This window comes from Streptomyces sp. NPDC058534 (assembly GCF_042717365.1).
In the GTDB taxonomy this organism is placed as follows: domain Bacteria; phylum Actinomycetota; class Actinomycetes; order Streptomycetales; family Streptomycetaceae; genus Streptomyces.
In genome coordinates this window covers 102642-120248 of the sequence record NZ_JBHXNW010000004.1, presented here as the reverse complement: position 1 = coordinate 120248, position 17607 = coordinate 102642, and the positions used below count along the sequence as shown (strand labels likewise).

The following is a 17607-nucleotide window of genomic DNA, read 5'->3' as shown; positions in this document are numbered from 1 at the left end:
TTCTGTCTACTCTCTCTCGCCGCCCCACCCGGGCGGGCGCCCCCCCCACCCCGGCGGCACGTTTCTGCGGAGGCGTGTGCGGCTCAGAGCTCGTCGTGGGACGCCACCGCGCGACGCGCGTCCGCGTCCAGGACACCCCAGCTGATCAGCTGCTCGGTCAGGACCGAGGGCGACTGGTCGTAGATGACGGCGAGGGTGCGCAGGTCGTCCTGGCGGATCGAGAGCACCTTGCCGTTGTAGTCACCGCGCTGGGACTGGATCGTGGCCGCGTACCGCTGGAGCGGGCCCGCCTTCTCGGCCGGCACCGTGGCCAGCCGCTCCAGGTCCAGGACCAGCTTCGGCGGCGGCTCGGCGGCACCGCCCGGGGTGGTGCCCGGCAGCAGCTCCTGCACGGGAACGCCGTAGAAGTCCGCCAACTCGGCGAGGCGCTGCACGGTCACGGCACGGTCGCCGCGCTCGTACGAACCGACCACGACGGCCTTCCAGCGGCCCTGGGACTTCTCCTCGACACCGTGGAGGGAAAGGCCCTGCTGGGTGCGGATGGCCCGGAGCTTGGCCCCGAGCTGTTTGGCGTATTCGCTGGACATATGGCTCCCCGGACAAGGTGTCGACGCGGCCGGCTCTGAATGTCGGCTCGCGCGGCTGGTAACTCACTGTGAGGTTACGCAGCGTTACTCTCCTGCGTCAAGCCGAATGGGCCGCACCGACCCTTCCGTGGTATCCGCGATCTACTGCTCCGAGCGGGTGACGCGAGTGCGGCAGAAGAGTGACAGGTGGCGTCAGGGGTGCCGCCTACGCGGTTGGCTGTGCCTGCTACCGTAGGTGGCGCATATCCGACGTCCTTTAAGATCCGTCCTGTGAGGCGGAGAAGGGGGTCCGTTTCTCATGGACAAGCAGGACACGCAGGACACGCACCAGGACGCACGGCCCGTCCTGGAAGGGCCCGACATCGCGCGGGTCCTGACCCGCATCGCCCACGAGATCGTCGAGCGCGCCAAGGGCGCCGACGACGTGGTGCTCCTCGGCATCCCGACCCGGGGCGTCTTCCTCGCCCGGCGGCTCGCCGACAAGCTGGAGCAGATCACCGAACGCAAGATGCCGGTCGGCTCGCTCGACATCACCATGTACCGCGACGACCTGCGCATGCACCCGCCGCGCGCCCTGGCCCGCACCGAGATCCCCGGTGACGGCATCGACGGCCGACTGGTCGTCCTCGTCGACGACGTGCTCTTCTCCGGCCGCACCATCCGGGCCGCCCTCGACGCGCTCAACGACATCGGCCGCCCGCGCGCGGTGCAGCTCGCGGTCCTCGTCGACCGGGGCCACCGCGAACTGCCCATCCGCGCCGACTACGTCGGCAAGAACCTCCCGACGTCGCTGCGGGAGACGGTCAAGGTCCAGCTCGCCGAGGAGGACGGTCGCGACACCGTGCTGCTCGGTGCCAAGCCGGCCGCCCCGGGCGCCCACCCCTAGCGCTGCGCGTACGCACCCAGCCGTGCCGTACGCCCCCTCGGCGCGCCCCCGCGCGTGCCGGGCCGCCCGAATTATCCCGCTCTTCCGCATGACTCGCCCTACGGAGCCTGACAGATGCAGCGTCATCTCATCTCGGCCGCCGACCTCACCCGCGACGACGCCGTCCTGATCCTCGACACCGCCGAGGAGATGGCCCGGGTAGCGGACCGGCCGATCAAGAAACTGCCGACCCTGCGCGGCCGTACCGTCGTCAACCTCTTCTTCGAGGACTCCACCCGGACCCGGATCTCCTTCGAGGCCGCCGAGAAGCGCCTGTCCGCGGACGTCATCAACTTCACCGCCAAGGGATCCAGCGTCTCCAAGGGCGAGTCCCTGAAGGACACCGCCCAGACCCTGGAGGCCATGGGCGTCGACGCGGTCGTCATCCGGCACGCCGCCTCCGGCGCCCCGTACCGCCTGGCCACCTCCGGCTGGATCGACGCCGCCGTGGTCAACGCGGGCGACGGCACCCACCAGCACCCCACCCAGGCCCTCCTCGACGCCTTCACGATGCGCCGCCGCCTGGTCGGCCGCGACGCCGGCCTCGGCAAGGACCTGGACGGCCGCCGGATCACCCTCGTCGGCGACATCCTGCACAGCAGGGTCGCCCGCTCCAACGTCGACCTGCTGCACACCCTCGGCGCCGAGGTCACCCTCGTCGCCCCGCCCACCCTGCTGCCGGTCGGCGTCGAGACCTGGCCCTGCGAGGTCTCCTACGACCTCGACTCGACGCTCCCCAAGTCCGACGCGGTGATGCTGCTGCGCGTGCAGCGCGAACGCATGAACGCCGCGTTCTTCCCGACCGAGCGCGAGTACTCCCGCCGCTACGGTCTCGACGGCGAACGCATGGCGAAGATGCCCGACCACGCCATCGTGATGCACCCCGGCCCGATGGTCCGCGGCATGGAGATCACCGCCGAGGTCGCCGACTCCGACCGCTGCACCGTCGTCGAGCAGGTCACCAACGGCGTCTCCATCCGGATGGCCGTCCTGTACCTGCTGCTCGGCGGCAACGAGCCCGCCGTCACCCACGCCCGCACCACCGAGGAGAAGTAAGACAGATGAGCAAGATCCTGATCCGCGGTGCGAAGGTGCTCGGTGGCGAGCCGCAGGACGTGCTGATCGACGGCACCGTCATCGAGGAGGTCGGCCAGAACCTGTCCGCCGAGGGCGCCGAGGTCGTCGAGGCCGGTGGCAAGGTGCTCCTGCCGGGCCTGGTCGACCTCCACACCCACCTGCGCGAGCCCGGCCGCGAGGACTCCGAGACCGTCCTGACCGGCACCCGCGCGGCGGCGAGCGGCGGCTACACCAACGTCTTCGCCATGGCCAACACCTTCCCGGTCGCCGACACCGCCGGCGTCGTCGAGCAGGTCTGGCGGCTCGGCCAGGAGTCCGGCTACTGCGACGTGCAGCCCATCGGCGCCGTGACCGTGGGCCTGGAGGGTGCCAAGCTCGCCGAGCTGGGCGCCATGCACGAGTCCGCGGCCGGCGTCACCGTCTTCTCCGACGACGGCAAGTGCGTCCACGACGCCGTGATCATGCGCCGCGCCCTGGAGTACGTGAAGGCCTTCAACGGCGTCGTTGCCCAGCACGCCCAGGAGCCCCGCCTCACCGAGGGCGCCCAGATGAACGAGGGTGTCGTCTCCGCCGAGCTGGGCCTCGGCGGCTGGCCCGCGGTCGCCGAGGAGTCGGTCATCGCGCGGGACGTGCTGCTCGCCGAGCACGTCGGCTCCCGCGTCCACATCTGCCATCTGTCGACCGCCGGGTCCGTCGAGATCGTCCGCTGGGCCAAGTCCCGCGGCATCGACGTCACCGCCGAGGTCACCCCGCACCACCTGCTCCTCACCGACGAGCTGGTCCGGTCGTACAACCCGGTCTACAAGGTGAACCCGCCGCTGCGCACCGAGCGTGACGTCCTGGCGCTGCGCGAGGCGCTCGCCGACGGCACCATCGACATCGTCGCCACCGACCACGCCCCGCACCCGCACGAGGACAAGGACTGCGAGTGGGCCGCCGCCGCCATGGGGATGGTGGGCCTGGAGACCGCGCTGTCGGTGGTCCAGGAGACCATGGTGGAAACGGGCCTGCTGGACTGGGCCGGCGTCGCCGACCGGATGTCCGTCAAGCCCGCGCAGATCGGACAGGCCACCGGACACGGCCGTCCCGTCTCGGCTGGTGAGCCCGCCAACCTCACCCTCGTCGACACGGAATACCGTGGCCAGGTGGACCCCGCGGGCTTCGCCTCGCGCAGCCGCAACACCCCGTACGAGGGTCGTGAGCTGCCGGGCCGTGTGACGCACACGTGGCTGCGGGGCAAGGCCACGCTCGTCGACGGGAAGCTCACGTGACATCTGTAGCACCGGTAATCCTGCTGGCCGCCGGGAAGGAATCGGCGGAAGTGACCGACTGGGCCGCCCGCATCGGCTGGGTCGTCGGCCTCGGACTGTTCGTCACGCTCGTCTACTGGCTGATGCGCGAGGGCTGGAAGTGGCGCGGCACCCTCCAGGGCGACCTCCCGGAGCTGCCCAGCGCGCCGGACGACCCCGGCCCGGCGAAACTGGTACTGAGCGGCCGCTACCACGGCTCCACCACCGCCGGGCAGTGGCTGGACCGCATCGTGGCGCACGGCCTGGGCACCCGCAGCCGGGTCGAGCTCACCCTGACGGACGCGGGACTGGACGTCGTACGCCCCGGCGCGGCCGACTTCTTCGTCCCCGTCGCCGCACTGCGCGAGGCCCGGCTCGACAAGGGCATCGCCGGCAAGGTCCTCACCGAGGGCGGGCTGCTCGTCGTCACCTGGGCGCACGGCGACAAGCTGATCGACTCCGGCTTCCGCTCCGACCACGCGGCCGAGCACAACGAGTGGGTCGAAACACTGAACGACATGATCAACAAAACGGAAACGGAAGGCGCACGATGACGACCTCCACCAGGGGAGTTGACAGGACTCCCGCCGTACTCGTCCTGGAGGACGGCCGGACCTTCCGCGGCCGCGCCTACGGGGCCGTGGGGGCCACCTTCGGCGAAGCCGTGTTCTCCACCGGCATGACCGGCTACCAGGAGACCCTCACCGACCCGTCGTACCACCGCCAGGTCGTCGTCATGACCGCCCCGCACATCGGGAACACGGGGATCAACGACGAGGACATGGAGTCCAAGAAGATCTGGGTCGCCGGCTACGTCGTCCGCGACCCCGCGCGCGTGCCCTCCAACTGGCGCTCCACCCGCTCGCTCGACGACGAACTGGCCGCCCAGGGCGTCGTCGGCATCTCCGGCATCGACACCCGCGCCCTCACCCGCCACCTGCGCGAGCGCGGCGCCATGCGGGTCGGCATCTTCTCCGGCAACGCGCTGCCCGACGAGGGCACCATGCTCGCCGAGGTCCGCCAGGCCCCCGAGATGAGCGGCGCCGACCTCTCCGCCGAGGTCGCCACCACGGAGGCGTACGTCGTCCCGGCGATCGGCGCCGACGGCGAAGCCGTCCCGATCGGTACCGCGAAGTACACCGTCGCCGCCGTCGACCTCGGCATCAAGGGCATGACCCCGCACCGCATGGCCGAGCGCGGCATCGAGGTGCACGTTCTGCCCGCCACGGCCACCGTCGAGGACGTCTACGCCGTCAACCCGGACGGCGTGTTCTTCTCCAACGGCCCCGGCGACCCGGCCACCGCCGACCACCCGGTCTCCGTGATGCGGGGCGTCCTGGAGCGCGGCACCCCGCTCTTCGGCATCTGCTTCGGCAACCAGATCCTGGGCCGCGCGCTCGGCTTCGGCACCTTCAAGCTGAAGTACGGCCACCGCGGCATCAACCAGCCGGTGCAGGACCGTACGACCGGCAAGGTCGAGGTCACCGCGCACAACCACGGCTTCGCCGTCGACGCCCCGCTCGACCAGGTCTCCGACACCCCCTACGGCCGCGCCGAGGTCTCCCACGTCTGCCTCAACGACAACGTGGTGGAGGGCCTCCAGCTCCTCGACCGGCCGGCCTTCAGCGTCCAGTACCACCCCGAAGCGGCGGCCGGCCCGCACGACGCCGCCTACCTGTTCGACCGCTTCACGTCTTTGATGAGCACCGTCATGGAGGGCCAGCGTGCCTAAGCGCACCGATATCCAGTCCGTCCTGGTCATCGGCTCCGGCCCGATCGTCATCGGCCAGGCCGCCGAGTTCGACTACTCCGGCACCCAGGCGTGCCGCGTACTCAAGGCCGAGGGCCTGCGCGTCGTCCTGGTGAACTCCAACCCGGCGACGATCATGACCGACCCGGAGATCGCCGACGCCACCTACGTCGAGCCGATCACCCCCGAGTTCGTCGAGAAGATCATCGCCAAGGAGCGCCCCGACGCGCTGCTGCCCACGCTCGGCGGCCAGACCGCCCTCAACACCGCGATCTCCATGCACGACCAGGGCGTGCTGGAGAAGTACGGCGTCGAACTGATCGGCGCCAACGTCGAGGCGATCAACAAGGGCGAGGACCGCGACCTCTTCAAGGACGTCGTCGAGGAGGTCCGCAAGAAGATCGGGCACGGCGAGTCCGCCCGCTCCGTGATCTGCCACTCCATGGACGACGTCCTGGCCGGCGTCGACACCCTCGGCGGCTACCCGGTCGTCGTCCGCCCCTCCTTCACCATGGGCGGCGCCGGCTCCGGCTTCGCCCACGACGAGGAGGAACTGCGCCGCATCGCCGGACAGGGCCTCACCCTCTCGCCGACCACCGAGGTGCTCCTGGAGGAGTCCATCCTCGGCTGGAAGGAGTACGAGCTGGAGCTGATGCGCGACAAGCACGACAACGTCGTGGTCGTCTGCTCCATCGAGAACTTCGACCCCATGGGTGTGCACACCGGCGACTCGATCACCGTCGCGCCCGCGATGACACTGACCGACCGCGAGTACCAGGTGCTGCGCGACGTCGGCATCGCGATCATCCGCGAGGTCGGTGTCGACACCGGCGGCTGCAACATCCAGTTCGCGGTGGACCCCGAGGACGGTCGCGTGATCGTCATCGAGATGAACCCGCGCGTGTCGCGTTCCTCGGCGCTCGCCTCCAAGGCGACCGGCTTCCCGATCGCCAAGATCGCCGCCAAGCTGGCCGTCGGCTACACGCTCGACGAGATCCCGAACGACATCACGCGCGAGACCCCGGCCTCCTTCGAGCCGACCCTCGACTACGTGGTCGTCAAGGCCCCGCGCTTCGCCTTCGAGAAGTTCCCGCAGGCCGACTCCACCCTCACCACCACCATGAAGTCGGTCGGCGAGGCCATGGCCATCGGCCGCAACTTCACCGAGGCCTTCCAGAAGGCGCTGCGCTCGCTGGAGAAGAAGGACAGCCAGTTCGCCTTCGTCGGCGAGACGGGTGACAAGGCCGAGCTGCTGCGCGAGGCCGTCCGGCCCACCGACGGCCGCATCAACCTGGTCATGCAGGCCATCCGCGCGGGCGCCACGCCCGAGGAGATCTTCGAGTACACGAAGATCGACCCCTGGTTCGTCGACCAGCTCTTCCTCATCAAGGAGATCGCCGACGAGCTGGCCGCGGCGCCCGAGCTGACCCCCGACCTGCTCGCCGAGGCCAAGCGGCACGGCTTCTCCGACCAGCAGATCGGTGAGATCCGCGGCCTGCGCGAGGACGTCGTCCGCGAGGTCCGCCACGCGCTCGGCATCCGGCCCGTCTACAAGACGGTCGACACCTGCGCAGCCGAGTTCGCCGCGAAGACGCCGTACTTCTACTCCTCCTACGACGAGGAGACCGAGGTCGCGCGACGCGAGAAGCCGGCCGTCATCATCCTTGGCTCCGGCCCGAACCGCATCGGCCAGGGCATCGAGTTCGACTACTCCTGCGTCCACGCCTCCTTCGCGCTCAGCGCCGCCGGGTACGAGACCGTGATGGTCAACTGCAACCCGGAGACCGTCTCCACCGACTACGACACCTCCGACCGGCTGTACTTCGAGCCGCTCACCCTGGAGGACGTCCTGGAGATCGTCCACGCGGAGCAGCAGGCCGGCCCCGTCGCGGGCGTGATCGTCCAGCTCGGCGGCCAGACCCCGCTCGGCCTGTCGCAGGCGCTCAAGGACAACGGCGTGCCGGTCGTCGGCACCTCGCCCGAGGCCATCCACGCCGCCGAGGACCGGGGCGCCTTCGGCCGGGTCCTGGCCGAGGCCGGCCTGCCCGCCCCCAAGCACGGCACCGCCACCACCTTCGCGGAGGCCAAGGGCATCGCCGACGAGATCGGCTACCCGGTCCTGGTACGCCCCTCCTACGTCCTCGGCGGACGCGGCATGGAGATCGTCTACGACGAGACCCGCCTGGAGGCGTACATCGCCGAGTCGACCGAGATCAGCCCCTCCCGGCCGGTCCTCGTCGACCGCTTCCTGGATGACGCGATCGAGATCGACGTCGACGCGCTGTACGACGGTGAGGAGCTGTACCTCGGCGGCGTCATGGAGCACATCGAGGAGGCCGGCATCCACTCCGGCGACTCGGCGTGCGCCCTGCCCCCGATCACGCTCGGCGGCTTCGACATCAAGCGGCTGCGCGCCTCCACCGAGGGCATCGCCAAGGGCGTCGGCGTGCGCGGCCTGATCAACATCCAGTTCGCGCTGGCCGGCGACATCCTGTACGTCCTGGAGGCCAACCCGCGCGCCTCCCGCACGGTCCCCTTCACCTCCAAGGCGACCGCGGTGCCGCTGGCCAAGGCCGCCGCCCGCATCTCGCTCGGTGCCACCATCGCCGAGCTGCGCGCCGAGGGCCTGCTCCCGGCCACCGGCGACGGCGGCGAGCTGCCGCTGGACGCGCCGATCTCCGTCAAGGAGGCCGTGATGCCGTGGTCCCGCTTCCGGGACATCCACGGCCGCGGCGTCGACACGGTGCTCGGCCCGGAGATGCGCTCCACCGGCGAGGTCATGGGCATCGACTCCGTCTTCGGCACGGCCTACGCCAAGTCGCAGGCGGGCGCGTACGGGCCGCTGCCCACCAAGGGCCGCGCCTTCATCTCGGTCGCCAACCGGGACAAGCGCTCGATGATCTTCCCGGCCCGCGAGCTGGTCGCCCACGGCTTCGAGCTGATGGCCACCTCCGGCACCGCCGAGGTCCTCAAGCGCAACGGCATCAACGCCACCGTCGTGCGCAAGCAGTCCGAGGGCACCGGTCCAGGCGGTGAGAAGACCATCGTCCAGCTCATCCACGACGGCGCGGTCGACCTCATCGTCAACACCCCGTACGGCACCGGCGGCCGCCTCGACGGCTATGACATCCGTACGGCGGCCGTGGCCCGCTCCGTGCCCTGCCTGACGACCGTCCAGGCGCTGGCGGCGGCGGTCCAGGGCATCGACGCTCTCAACCATGGCGACGTGGGAGTGCGCTCGCTCCAGGAACACGCGGAATTCCTGACCGCGGCCCGCGACTAGCGGCCCCGAGGGGGACACCGGAAACGGTGTCCCCCTCTTCATGAGCCCGACCGTCTCCAGAGGCGTCACGAGGACACATGTACACGATCTTCTTCAAGCTCTTCTTCTCCCGCATGGACCCGGAGCAGGCCCACCACCTGGCCTTCCGCTGGATCCGCCGGGCCGCCCGCGTCCCCGTGCTGCGCACCTTCGTCGCCGCCGCGCTCGCGCCCCGTCACAAGGAACTGCGCACCGAGGCCCTGGGCCTGCGCATGCACGGGCCCTTCGGGCTCGCCGCCGGCTTCGACAAGAACGCCATCGCCGTCGACGGCATGGCGATGCTCGGCTTCGACCACGTCGAGATCGGCACCGTGACCGGGGAGCCGCAGCCCGGCAACCCCAAGAAGCGGCTGTTCCGGCTGGTCGGCGACCGGGCGCTGATCAACCGCATGGGCTTCAACAACGACGGCTCGCTGGCCGTGGCCGCCCGCCTGGCCTCCCGCACGCCGGTCTTCCGGACCGTCGTGGGCGTCAACATCGGCAAGACGAAGACCGTCCCCGAGGAGGAGGCCGTCGGCGACTACGTGAAGTCCGCCGAGCGGCTCGCCCCGCACGCCGACTACCTGGTCGTCAATGTCTCCTCCCCGAACACGCCCGGCCTGCGCAACCTCCAGGCCACCGAGGCGCTGCGTCCGCTCCTGACGGCGGTCCGCGAGGCCGCCGACCGCGCGGTCACCGCACGGCGCGTCCCGCTCCTGGTGAAGATCGCGCCGGACCTCGCCGACGTGGACGTGGACGCGGTCGCCGACCTGGCCGTGGAGCTGGGCCTGGACGGGATCATCGCCACCAACACCACCATCGCCCGGGAGGGCCTGGGCCTGACGTCCTCACCCGTCCTCGTGCGGGAGGCCGGCGGCCTGTCCGGCGCGCCCCTCAAGGCACGCTCCCTGGAGGTCCTGCGCCGCCTGTACGCGCGCGTGGGCGACCGGATCACCCTGGTGGGCGTCGGCGGCGTGGAGTACGCCGAGGACGCCTGGCAGCGCATCCTGGCGGGCGCCACGCTGGTCCAGGGCTACAGCGCGTTCATCTACGAGGGCCCGTTTTACGCTCGCGACCTCCACAAGGGGCTCGCCGCGCGGCTGCGGCAGAGCCCCTATGCCACCCTCGCCGACGCGGTCGGCGCCGACGTGAGGAAGCCCCGGTGACCAGCATGACGGTACTCGAACCCTTCGGCGCCCGGCTGCGCCGCGCCATGGACGAGCGCGGCCCGCTGTGCGTCGGTATCGATCCGCACGCCTCCCTGCTCGCCGAGTGGGGCCTGAACGACGACGTGGCCGGCCTGGAGCGCTTCAGCCGCACCGTCGTGGAGGCGGTGGCCGACCGGGTGGCCGTCCTCAAGCCGCAGAGCGCCTTCTTCGAGCGCTTCGGCTCGCGCGGCGTCGCCGTCCTGGAGAAGTCCGTCGAGGAGGCGCGGGCGGCCGGCGCGCTCGTCGTCATGGACGCCAAGCGCGGCGACATCGGCTCGACCATGGCCGCCTACGCGGAGTCCTTCCTGCACAAGGACGCGCCGCTGTTCTCGGACGCGCTGACGGTCTCGCCCTACCTCGGCTACGGCTCCCTGAAGCCGGCCGTCGACCTGGCGCGCGAGAGCGGTGCCGGCCTGTTCGTGCTGGCGCTGACCTCGAATCCGGAGGGCGGCGAGGTCCAGCATGCGGTCCGGCCCGACGGGCGGAGCGTGGGGGCGACGATGCTGGCGCACCTCGCCGCCGAGAACGCGGGGGAGGAGCCGCTCGGCTCCTTCGGCGCGGTGGTCGGCGCCACCCTCGGCGACCTGTCGTCGTACGACCTGGACGTCAACGGACCGCTGCTGGCACCCGGCATCGGCGCCCAGGGAGCGACCCCGGCGGACCTGCCCCGGGTGTTCGGGGCGGCGGTGCGCAACGTGGTGCCGAATGTCAGCCGGGGTGTGCTTCGTCACGGTCCGGACGCGACCGCGCTGCGTACGGCCACGGACCGCTTCGCCGACGAGGTCAGGACCGCTTTGGCGGCGGTCTAGGACGTCCAGACCTTGGATACATCCTCAAATCCGAGGCATTATGTCCTAAATGTCTGGCCTGACGGAGGCTGACCAGGACTTTTCCGCTGTTCTCGCTGACTCTGGCGGACTTGACCGCTAGTCTCCGTCGAGAGTCGGCGGGCAAGCGTGTTGCTCGTGGCTCCCCAGGTGTGGGGCGACTAGGTTCCTCACCGGTCCGTATCCGACAGTTCGACATCCGAGGTGACGTAGGCGTGGCTCTTCCGCCCCTTACCCCTGAACAGCGCGCAGCCGCGCTCGAAAAGGCCGCCGCGGCTCGCCGGGAGCGGGCCGAGGTCAAGAATCGACTCAAGCACTCCGGCGCCTCCCTCCACGAGGTCATCAAGCAGGGTCAGGAGAACGACGTCATCGGCAAGATGAAGGTCTCCGCCCTCCTCGAGTCCCTGCCGGGCGTGGGCAAGGTGCGCGCCAAGCAGATCATGGAGCGACTGGGCATCTCCGAGAGCCGCCGCGTGCGCGGGCTCGGTTCCAACCAGATCGCCTCCCTGGAGCGCGAGTTCGGCAGCACCGGCAGCTGAGTCCGGACCACTCCGGGATTGCTGGAATAATCGCTGCATGGCTGCAACACCCCGGGGGACGTCCCCCGTACCCCCGGACGCACGTCCGCGGCTGACCGTGCTCTCCGGCCCCTCGGGGGTCGGCAAGAGCACGGTCGTCGCCCATATGCGCAAGGAACACCCCGAGGTATGGCTGTCGGTCTCGGCGACGACCCGCCGGCCCCGCCCGGGCGAGCAGCACGGTGTCCACTACTTCTTCGTCACCGACGAGGAGATGGACAAGCTGATCGCCAACGGGGAGCTGCTGGAGTGGGCCGAGTTCGCCGGCAACCGCTACGGCACGCCCCGCACGGCCGTGCTGGAGCGCCTGGAGGCCGGTGAGCCGGTGCTCCTGGAGATCGACCTCCAGGGTGCCCGGCAGGTCCGCGCGTCCATGCCCGAGGCCCGGCTGGTCTTCCTGGCCCCGCCCTCCTGGGAGGAGCTGGTGCGCAGGCTCACCGGGCGCGGCACCGAACCGCCGGACGTGATCGAGCGCCGTCTCGACACGGCCAAGGTCGAGCTGGCGGCCGAGCCGGAGTTCGACCAGACGCTGGTCAACACCTCCGTCGAGGACGTGGCGCGCGAGCTGCTAACCTTGACGAACGTCGTGTGATCGTTACTGGTCACCCTGCGATCACCCTGACTTCATCTTTCCCATCCATCGGAAGGTAGAGCGTGTCCTCTTCCATCTCCGCGCCCGAGGGCATCATCAACCCGCCGATCGACGAGCTCCTCGAGGCCACGGACTCGAAGTACAGCCTCGTGATCTACGCGGCCAAGCGGGCCCGCCAGATCAACGCGTACTACTCGCAGCTCGGCGAGGGCCTCCTCGAGTACGTCGGTCCGCTCGTCGACACCCACGTGCACGAGAAGCCGCTCTCGATCGCTCTGCGCGAGATCAACGCGGGGCTGCTGACCTCCGAGGCCATCGAGGGTCCGGCGCAGTAGTACCGGCGACAGCGGCGGTAGTATTTTCAGCCTGAAGCTGACTTTTCCACAGGCCCGGCAGCCCGACTGTCGGGCCTGTGGTGTGTCATGGGTCGTAAGCGATATCCGAGTCGGGGAGAGACGGTGGACAAGCCCAAGGTCGTTCTGGGGGTCAGTGGCGGCATCGCCGCGTACAAGGCCTGTGAGCTGCTGCGCAGGTTCACGGAGTCGGGACACGAGGTCCGGGTCGTCCCCACCGCCTCCGCCCTGCACTTCGTCGGCGCCGCCACCTGGTCCGCCCTGTCCGGGAACCCCGTGTCGACCGAGGTGTGGGACGACGTCCACGAGGTCCCGCACGTGCGCATCGGTCAGCACGCCGACCTGGTCGTCGTCGCGCCCGCCACCGCCGACATGCTCGCCAAGGCGGCCCACGGCCTCGCCGACGACCTCCTCACCAACACCCTCCTGACGGCCCGCTGCCCGGTCGTCTTCGCCCCCGCCATGCACACCGAGATGTGGGAGCACCCGGCCACCCAGGAGAACGTGGCGACACTGCGCCGCCGCGGTGCCGTCGTCGTAGAACCGGCCGTCGGCCGCCTCACCGGCGTCGACACCGGCAAGGGGCGGCTGCCCGACCCCGGCGAGATCTTCGAGGTCTGCCGCCGCGTGCTCGCCCGGGGCGTTCGGGAGCCGGACCTCGCCGGACGCCACGTCGTCGTCAGCGCCGGCGGCACCCGGGAGCCCCTCGACCCGGTCCGCTTCCTGGGCAACCGCTCCTCCGGCAAGCAGGGCTACGCCCTCGCCCGCACCGCCGCCGCGCGCGGCGCCCGCGTCACCCTGCTCTCGGCGAACCCGTCGCTCCCGGACCCGGCCGGTGTGGACGTGGTCCCGGTGGGCACCGCGGTGGAGCTGCGCGAGGCGGTGCTGCGGGCCGCGGCGGACGCCGATGCCGTCGTCATGGCCGCGGCGGTCGCCGACTTCCGCCCGGCCGCCTACGCCACCGGAAAGATCAAGAAGAAGGACGGCGAGGAACCGGCGCCGATAGCCCTGGTGCGGAATCCGGACATCCTCGCCGAGGTCTCCGGCAGCCGGGCCCGCTCCGGGCAGGTGATCGTCGGCTTCGCCGCCGAGACCGACGACGTCCTCGCCAACGGCCGGGCGAAGCTGAAGCGCAAGGGCTGCGACCTCCTCGTGGTCAACGAGGTGGGGGAGCGCAAGACCTTCGGCTCCGAGGAGAACGAGGCCGTCGTCCTCGGCGCCGACGGCAGCGAGACCCCGGTCCCGCACGGCCCGAAGGAAGACCTGGCCGAAACGGTGTGGGACCTCGTGGCCGAACGGCTCGGCTGAATGACCCATTCACCCGGGCGGCCCGCGCGAACCCGCGCATTCGAGCGTGGCGACCCTGGCCAAGGCCGCCTCGTTCTGGGCAGAATGCCCGTGCCGCAGGTCACAGCCCTTCCGAGAGCTGAGACGGGTGGGTCCGCGGCCGAGCGTGACCGATAAACTGTTCCTTGGACGTCGCCGGGTGCAGCTCCCCGTGCCGTCCGCCAATGATCAGCCAGCAGCCGCTGCAACCCCAGGGAGCGTTGTGTCCCGTCGCCTGTTCACCTCGGAGTCCGTGACCGAAGGTCACCCCGACAAGATCGCTGACCAGATCAGCGACACCATCCTCGACGCGCTTCTGCGCGAGGACCCCACCTCTCGGGTCGCCGTCGAAACCCTGATCACCACCGGTCTGGTGCACGTGGCCGGAGAGGTCACGACCAAGGCCTACGCGGACATCGCCACCCTCGTCCGCGGCAAGATCCTGGAGATCGGCTACGACTCCTCGAAGAAGGGCTTCGACGGCGCGTCCTGCGGCGTCTCGGTCTCGATCGGCGCCCAGTCCCCGGACATCGCGCAGGGCGTCGACACGGCCTACGAGAGCAGGGTCGAAGGTGTCGCCGCAGGCGACGACACTGACGAGCTGGACCGGCAGGGCGCCGGCGACCAGGGCCTGATGTTCGGCTACGCGTCCGACGAGACGCCGACCCTCATGCCGCTGCCGGTCTTCCTGGCGCACCGCCTGTCCAAGCGCCTCTCCGAGGTCCGCAAGAACGGGACCATCCCGTACCTGCGCCCCGACGGCAAGACGCAGGTCACCATCGAGTACGACGGCGACAAGGCCGTCCGCCTCGACACGGTCGTGGTCTCCTCCCAGCACGCCAGCGACATCGACCTGGAGTCGCTGCTGGCTCCGGACATCAAGGAATTCGTCGTCGAGCCGGAGCTGAAGGCGCTGCTGGACGACGGCATCAAGCTGGACACGGAGAACTACCGTCTCCTGGTCAACCCCACCGGCCGCTTCGAGATCGGCGGCCCGATGGGCGACGCCGGCCTCACCGGCCGCAAGATCATCATCGACACGTACGGCGGCATGGCCCGCCACGGCGGCGGCGCCTTCTCCGGCAAGGACCCGTCCAAGGTCGACCGCTCCGCCGCCTACGCGATGCGCTGGGTCGCCAAGAACGTCGTCGCCGCGGGCCTCGCCGCCCGCTGCGAGGTCCAGGTGGCCTACGCCATCGGCAAGGCAGAGCCCGTCGGCCTGTTCGTGGAGACCTTCGGCACCGCCAAGATCGACACCGAGAAGATCGAGAAGGCGATCGACGAGGTCTTCGACCTCCGTCCGGCCGCGATCATCCGCGACCTCGACCTGCTCCGCCCGATCTACGCCCAGACCGCGGCATACGGCCACTTCGGCCGTGAGCTGGCGGACTTCACCTGGGAGCGCACCGACCGCGTGGACGCGCTGCGCAAGGCGGCGGGGCTCTAGGACGCCCGGAGCGCCACGCCAGGAGGCGCGGGCGCGTCATTCGCACGTCACGAGGCCCGGTGTCCCCGACGGGGGCGCCGGGCCCCGGCGCGTTCCGGGGCGGCGTCGGACCGGTACCGGGACGGTGTGATCGCGGGCGCCCGCGGTTGTCAGTGGCCTTTGCGAGAATGCAGGCGTGAGCAGCGAGAACGGACCGGCCGAGGGCGGCGCGCAGGACGCGCCGCCCGAGCAGCTCGCGCTCATCCGGGAGACCGTGCGCCGGGCGAAGACGCCGCGGGCCAAGCCGCGGACCTGGCGCGGAGCCGCGCTCGCCGGCGAGCTGCCGGTCGCCAGGGTGCTCGTCGACAAGGGCGTGCTCCACCTCGACCGGTACTTCGACTACGCGGTGCCCGAGGAGCTCGACGCCGACGCCCAGCCCGGTGTGCGGGTGCGGGTGCGCTTCGGGGCCGGGCGGCACCGGGTGCGGGACGGACGGCGCGAGGGCGGGGGGCTCATCGACGGGTTCCTGATCGAGCGGCGCGCCGAGTCCGACTACGCGGGGCCCCTCGCGGCGCTGGCCCAGGTCGTCTCGCCCGAGCGGATCCTCGACGAGGAGCTGCTGGGACTCGTGCGGGCCGTCGCCGACCGGTACGCGGGCAGCCTCGCCGACGTGCTCCAGCTCGCCGTACCCCCGCGCAACGCGCGCGCCGAGAAGCGGACCTCGCCGGACCCGCTGCCCCCGCCGCCGGCGCCGGAGCCGGGGTCCTGGGCGCGGTACGAGCGGGGGGAGGGGTTCGTGGCGGCGCTCGCCTCGGGGAGCGCGCCACGTGCGGTGTGGAACGCGTTGCCCGGACCGCAGTGGAGCGAGGAGCTGGCGCGGGCGGTGGCGGCGACACTGGCCTCCGGCCGGGGCGCGCTCGTCGTCCTGCCGGACGGGCGGGCGGTCGCCCGGGTCGACGCCGCGCTGACCGGCCTGCTGGGCGAGGGGCGGCACGCGGTGCTCACCGCTGACGCCGGCCCCGAGAAGCGGTACGCGCAGTGGCTGGCGGTGCGCCGAGGGGCCGTACGGGCCGTCATCGGGACCCGCGCGGCCATGTTCGCGCCGGTGCGGGACCTCGGGCTGGTCGCCCTCTGGGACGACGGCGACGACAGCCACAGCGAGCCGCACGCCCCGCAGCCGCACGCGCGCGAGGTGCTGCTGCTGCGCGTCGCCCAGGACCGGTGCGCCTTCCTGCTGGGCGGCTGGAGCTGCACCGTGGAGGCCGCCCAGCTCGTGGAGACCGGCTGGGCCCGGCCTCTGGTCGCCGCCCGGGACCAGGTGCGCGCCGCCGCCCCGCTGGTGCGCACCGTGGGCGACGGCGACCTGGCCCGGGACGAGGCCGCCCGCGCCGCGCGGCTGCCGACGCTCGCCTGGCAGGTCGTCAGGGACGGACTGCGGCACGGACCGGTGCTGGTGCAGGTGCCGCGACGCGGCTACGTGCCGCGGATGGCGTGCGCCGCGTGCCGGACGCCCGCGCGGTGCCGGCACTGCGCGGGGCCGCTGGAGGGGCAGGAGTCCGGGTCCGCGCTGCGGTGCGGCTGGTGCGGGCGCGAGGAGAGCGGCTGGCACTGCCCTGAGTGCGGGGCCTTCCGGCTGCGCGCGCAGGTGGTGGGGGCGCGGCGCACCGCCGAGGAACTGGGGCGCGCCTTCCCCGCGGTGCCCGTGCGCACCTCCGGGCGCGAGCATGTGCTGGACACCGTGGGGCAGGCCCCCGCGCTGGTCGTCAGCACGCCGGGCGCCGAACCCGTCGCCGAGGGCGGCTACGCGGCGGCGCTGCTGCTCGACGGCTGGGCGATGCTCGGGCGGCCCGACCTGCGCGCCGGTGAGGACGCGCTGCGGCGCTGGCTGGCCGCCGCCGCGCTGGTGCGCCCGCAGAGCGCCGGCGGCACCGTCGTCGCGGTCGCCGAGCCCACCCTCAGGCCGGTGCAGGCGCTGGTGCGCTGGGACCCCGTCGGTCACGCGGTGCGGGAGCTGGCCGAGCGGGCCGAGCTGGGCTTTCCGCCGGTCTCCCGGATGGCGGCCGTGGCGGGGCCGCCGGAGGCGGTGGCCGGCTTCCTGGGCGCCGTCGAGCTGCCGCCCGAGGCCGAGCTGCTGGGCCCGGTGCCCCTGCCCGTCACCTCGGCCGGGCGTCCGCGGCGGGTGGGGGCGCCACCGCCCGGGGAGCACTGGGAGCGGGCACTGATCCGGGTGCCGCCGGGGCGCGGGGCGGCGCTGGCCGGTGCGCTGAAGGCCGCCCAGGCGGCGCGGACGGCGCGGGGGAGCGACGCGGTGGTGTGGGTGCGGATCGATCCGCCGGACATCGGGTGAGGGGCGCGGGCCGCCCACGTG

At 71.6% G+C, this 17607-nt stretch carries 15 protein-coding genes; 14 read left to right on the top strand and 1 reads right to left on the bottom strand.

Annotated features, from left to right (window positions below):
* Positions 1–83 precede the first annotated feature (83 nt).
* Complete coding sequence (gene bldD, locus ACFWR9_RS03500; RefSeq protein ID WP_003977337.1) at positions 84–587, bottom strand: transcriptional regulator BldD; 504 nt, start codon at positions 585–587, stop codon at positions 84–86.
* Between the two features lie 298 nt (positions 588–885).
* On the opposite strand from bldD, the gene pyrR reads away from it, so the two are divergent.
* The 14 genes from pyrR to ACFWR9_RS03430 all read left to right on the top strand — a co-directional run bounded on the left by pyrR (position 886) and on the right by ACFWR9_RS03430 (position 17586).
* On the top strand, positions 886–1473 hold the full coding sequence (gene pyrR, locus ACFWR9_RS03495; RefSeq protein WP_383834831.1) for a bifunctional pyr operon transcriptional regulator/uracil phosphoribosyltransferase PyrR: 588 nt from the start codon (positions 886–888) through the stop codon (positions 1471–1473).
* A 114-nt stretch (positions 1474–1587) separates the two neighbouring features.
* Positions 1588–2568 (top strand): aspartate carbamoyltransferase catalytic subunit, encoded by a 981-nt coding sequence (locus ACFWR9_RS03490; RefSeq protein WP_383834828.1) that lies wholly within the window; start codon positions 1588–1590, stop codon positions 2566–2568.
* 5 nt (positions 2569–2573) lie between these two features.
* Positions 2574–3860 (top strand): dihydroorotase, encoded by a 1287-nt coding sequence (locus ACFWR9_RS03485; RefSeq protein WP_383834825.1) that lies wholly within the window; start codon positions 2574–2576, stop codon positions 3858–3860.
* Positions 3857–4432: a hypothetical protein gene (locus ACFWR9_RS03480; protein WP_383834822.1), complete on the top strand. Its 576-nt coding sequence runs from the start codon at positions 3857–3859 to the stop codon at positions 4430–4432. The genes ACFWR9_RS03485 and ACFWR9_RS03480 overlap by 4 nt, the downstream gene beginning before the upstream one ends.
* Positions 4429–5610, top strand: a complete 1182-nt coding sequence (carA, locus tag ACFWR9_RS03475) for a glutamine-hydrolyzing carbamoyl-phosphate synthase small subunit (RefSeq protein ID WP_383834819.1) — start codon at positions 4429–4431, stop codon at positions 5608–5610. The genes ACFWR9_RS03480 and carA overlap by 4 nt, the downstream gene beginning before the upstream one ends.
* Positions 5603–8911 carry a carbamoyl-phosphate synthase large subunit gene (gene carB, locus ACFWR9_RS03470; RefSeq protein ID WP_383834816.1) on the top strand — a complete coding sequence of 1103 codons (3309 nt, stop codon included), beginning with the start codon at positions 5603–5605 and terminating at the stop codon, positions 8909–8911. The genes carA and carB overlap by 8 nt, the downstream gene beginning before the upstream one ends.
* 77 nt (positions 8912–8988) lie before the next feature.
* Complete coding sequence (locus ACFWR9_RS03465) at positions 8989–10095, top strand: quinone-dependent dihydroorotate dehydrogenase (protein ID WP_383834813.1); 1107 nt, start codon at positions 8989–8991, stop codon at positions 10093–10095.
* Positions 10096–10100: 5 nt separating this feature from the next.
* Positions 10101–10946: an orotidine-5'-phosphate decarboxylase gene (gene pyrF / locus ACFWR9_RS03460; protein ID WP_383835045.1), complete on the top strand. Its 846-nt coding sequence runs from the start codon at positions 10101–10103 to the stop codon at positions 10944–10946.
* Positions 10947–11179: 233 nt separating this feature from the next.
* A complete protein-coding gene (locus ACFWR9_RS03455) occupies positions 11180–11503 on the top strand; it encodes an integration host factor (RefSeq protein WP_003977346.1) in 324 nt (107 codons plus the stop codon).
* 37 nt (positions 11504–11540) lie between these two features.
* On the top strand, positions 11541–12134 hold the full coding sequence (gene gmk, locus ACFWR9_RS03450) for a guanylate kinase (protein WP_383834810.1): 594 nt from the start codon (positions 11541–11543) through the stop codon (positions 12132–12134).
* Positions 12135–12196: 62 nt separating this feature from the next.
* A complete protein-coding gene (rpoZ, locus tag ACFWR9_RS03445) occupies positions 12197–12469 on the top strand; it encodes a DNA-directed RNA polymerase subunit omega (RefSeq protein WP_003977348.1) in 273 nt (90 codons plus the stop codon).
* 123 nt (positions 12470–12592) lie between these two features.
* The gene (gene coaBC / locus ACFWR9_RS03440) at positions 12593–13795 is read left to right on the top strand and encodes a bifunctional phosphopantothenoylcysteine decarboxylase/phosphopantothenate--cysteine ligase CoaBC (protein WP_383834806.1); all 1203 of its coding nucleotides are present in this window, start codon (positions 12593–12595) and stop codon (positions 13793–13795) included.
* A gap of 241 nt (positions 13796–14036) precedes the next feature.
* A complete protein-coding gene (gene metK / locus ACFWR9_RS03435) occupies positions 14037–15260 on the top strand; it encodes a methionine adenosyltransferase (RefSeq protein WP_383834803.1) in 1224 nt (407 codons plus the stop codon).
* A gap of 175 nt (positions 15261–15435) precedes the next feature.
* Positions 15436–17586 (top strand): primosomal protein N', encoded by a 2151-nt coding sequence (locus ACFWR9_RS03430; protein ID WP_383834800.1) that lies wholly within the window; start codon positions 15436–15438, stop codon positions 17584–17586.
* Positions 17587–17607: the final 21 nt, after the last annotated feature.

Excerpts from the sequence above, each read along its gene's own strand:
- gmk (WP_383834810.1), top strand. The coding sequence starts at position 11,541 with ATGGCTGCAACACCCCGGGGGACGTCCCCCGTACCCCCGGACGCACGT.
- pyrF (WP_383835045.1), top strand. The coding sequence starts at position 10,101 with ATGACGGTACTCGAACCCTTCGGCGCCCGGCTGCGCCGCGCCATGGAC.
- ACFWR9_RS03490 (WP_383834828.1), top strand. The coding sequence starts at position 1,588 with ATGCAGCGTCATCTCATCTCGGCCGCCGACCTCACCCGCGACGACGCC.
- ACFWR9_RS03465 (WP_383834813.1), top strand. The coding sequence starts at position 8,989 with ATGTACACGATCTTCTTCAAGCTCTTCTTCTCCCGCATGGACCCGGAG.
- carA (WP_383834819.1), top strand. The coding sequence starts at position 4,429 with ATGACGACCTCCACCAGGGGAGTTGACAGGACTCCCGCCGTACTCGTC.
- bldD (WP_003977337.1), bottom strand. The coding sequence starts at position 587 with ATGTCCAGCGAATACGCCAAACAGCTCGGGGCCAAGCTCCGGGCCATC.
- ACFWR9_RS03485 (WP_383834825.1), top strand. The coding sequence starts at position 2,574 with ATGAGCAAGATCCTGATCCGCGGTGCGAAGGTGCTCGGTGGCGAGCCG.
- pyrR (WP_383834831.1), top strand. The coding sequence starts at position 886 with ATGGACAAGCAGGACACGCAGGACACGCACCAGGACGCACGGCCCGTC.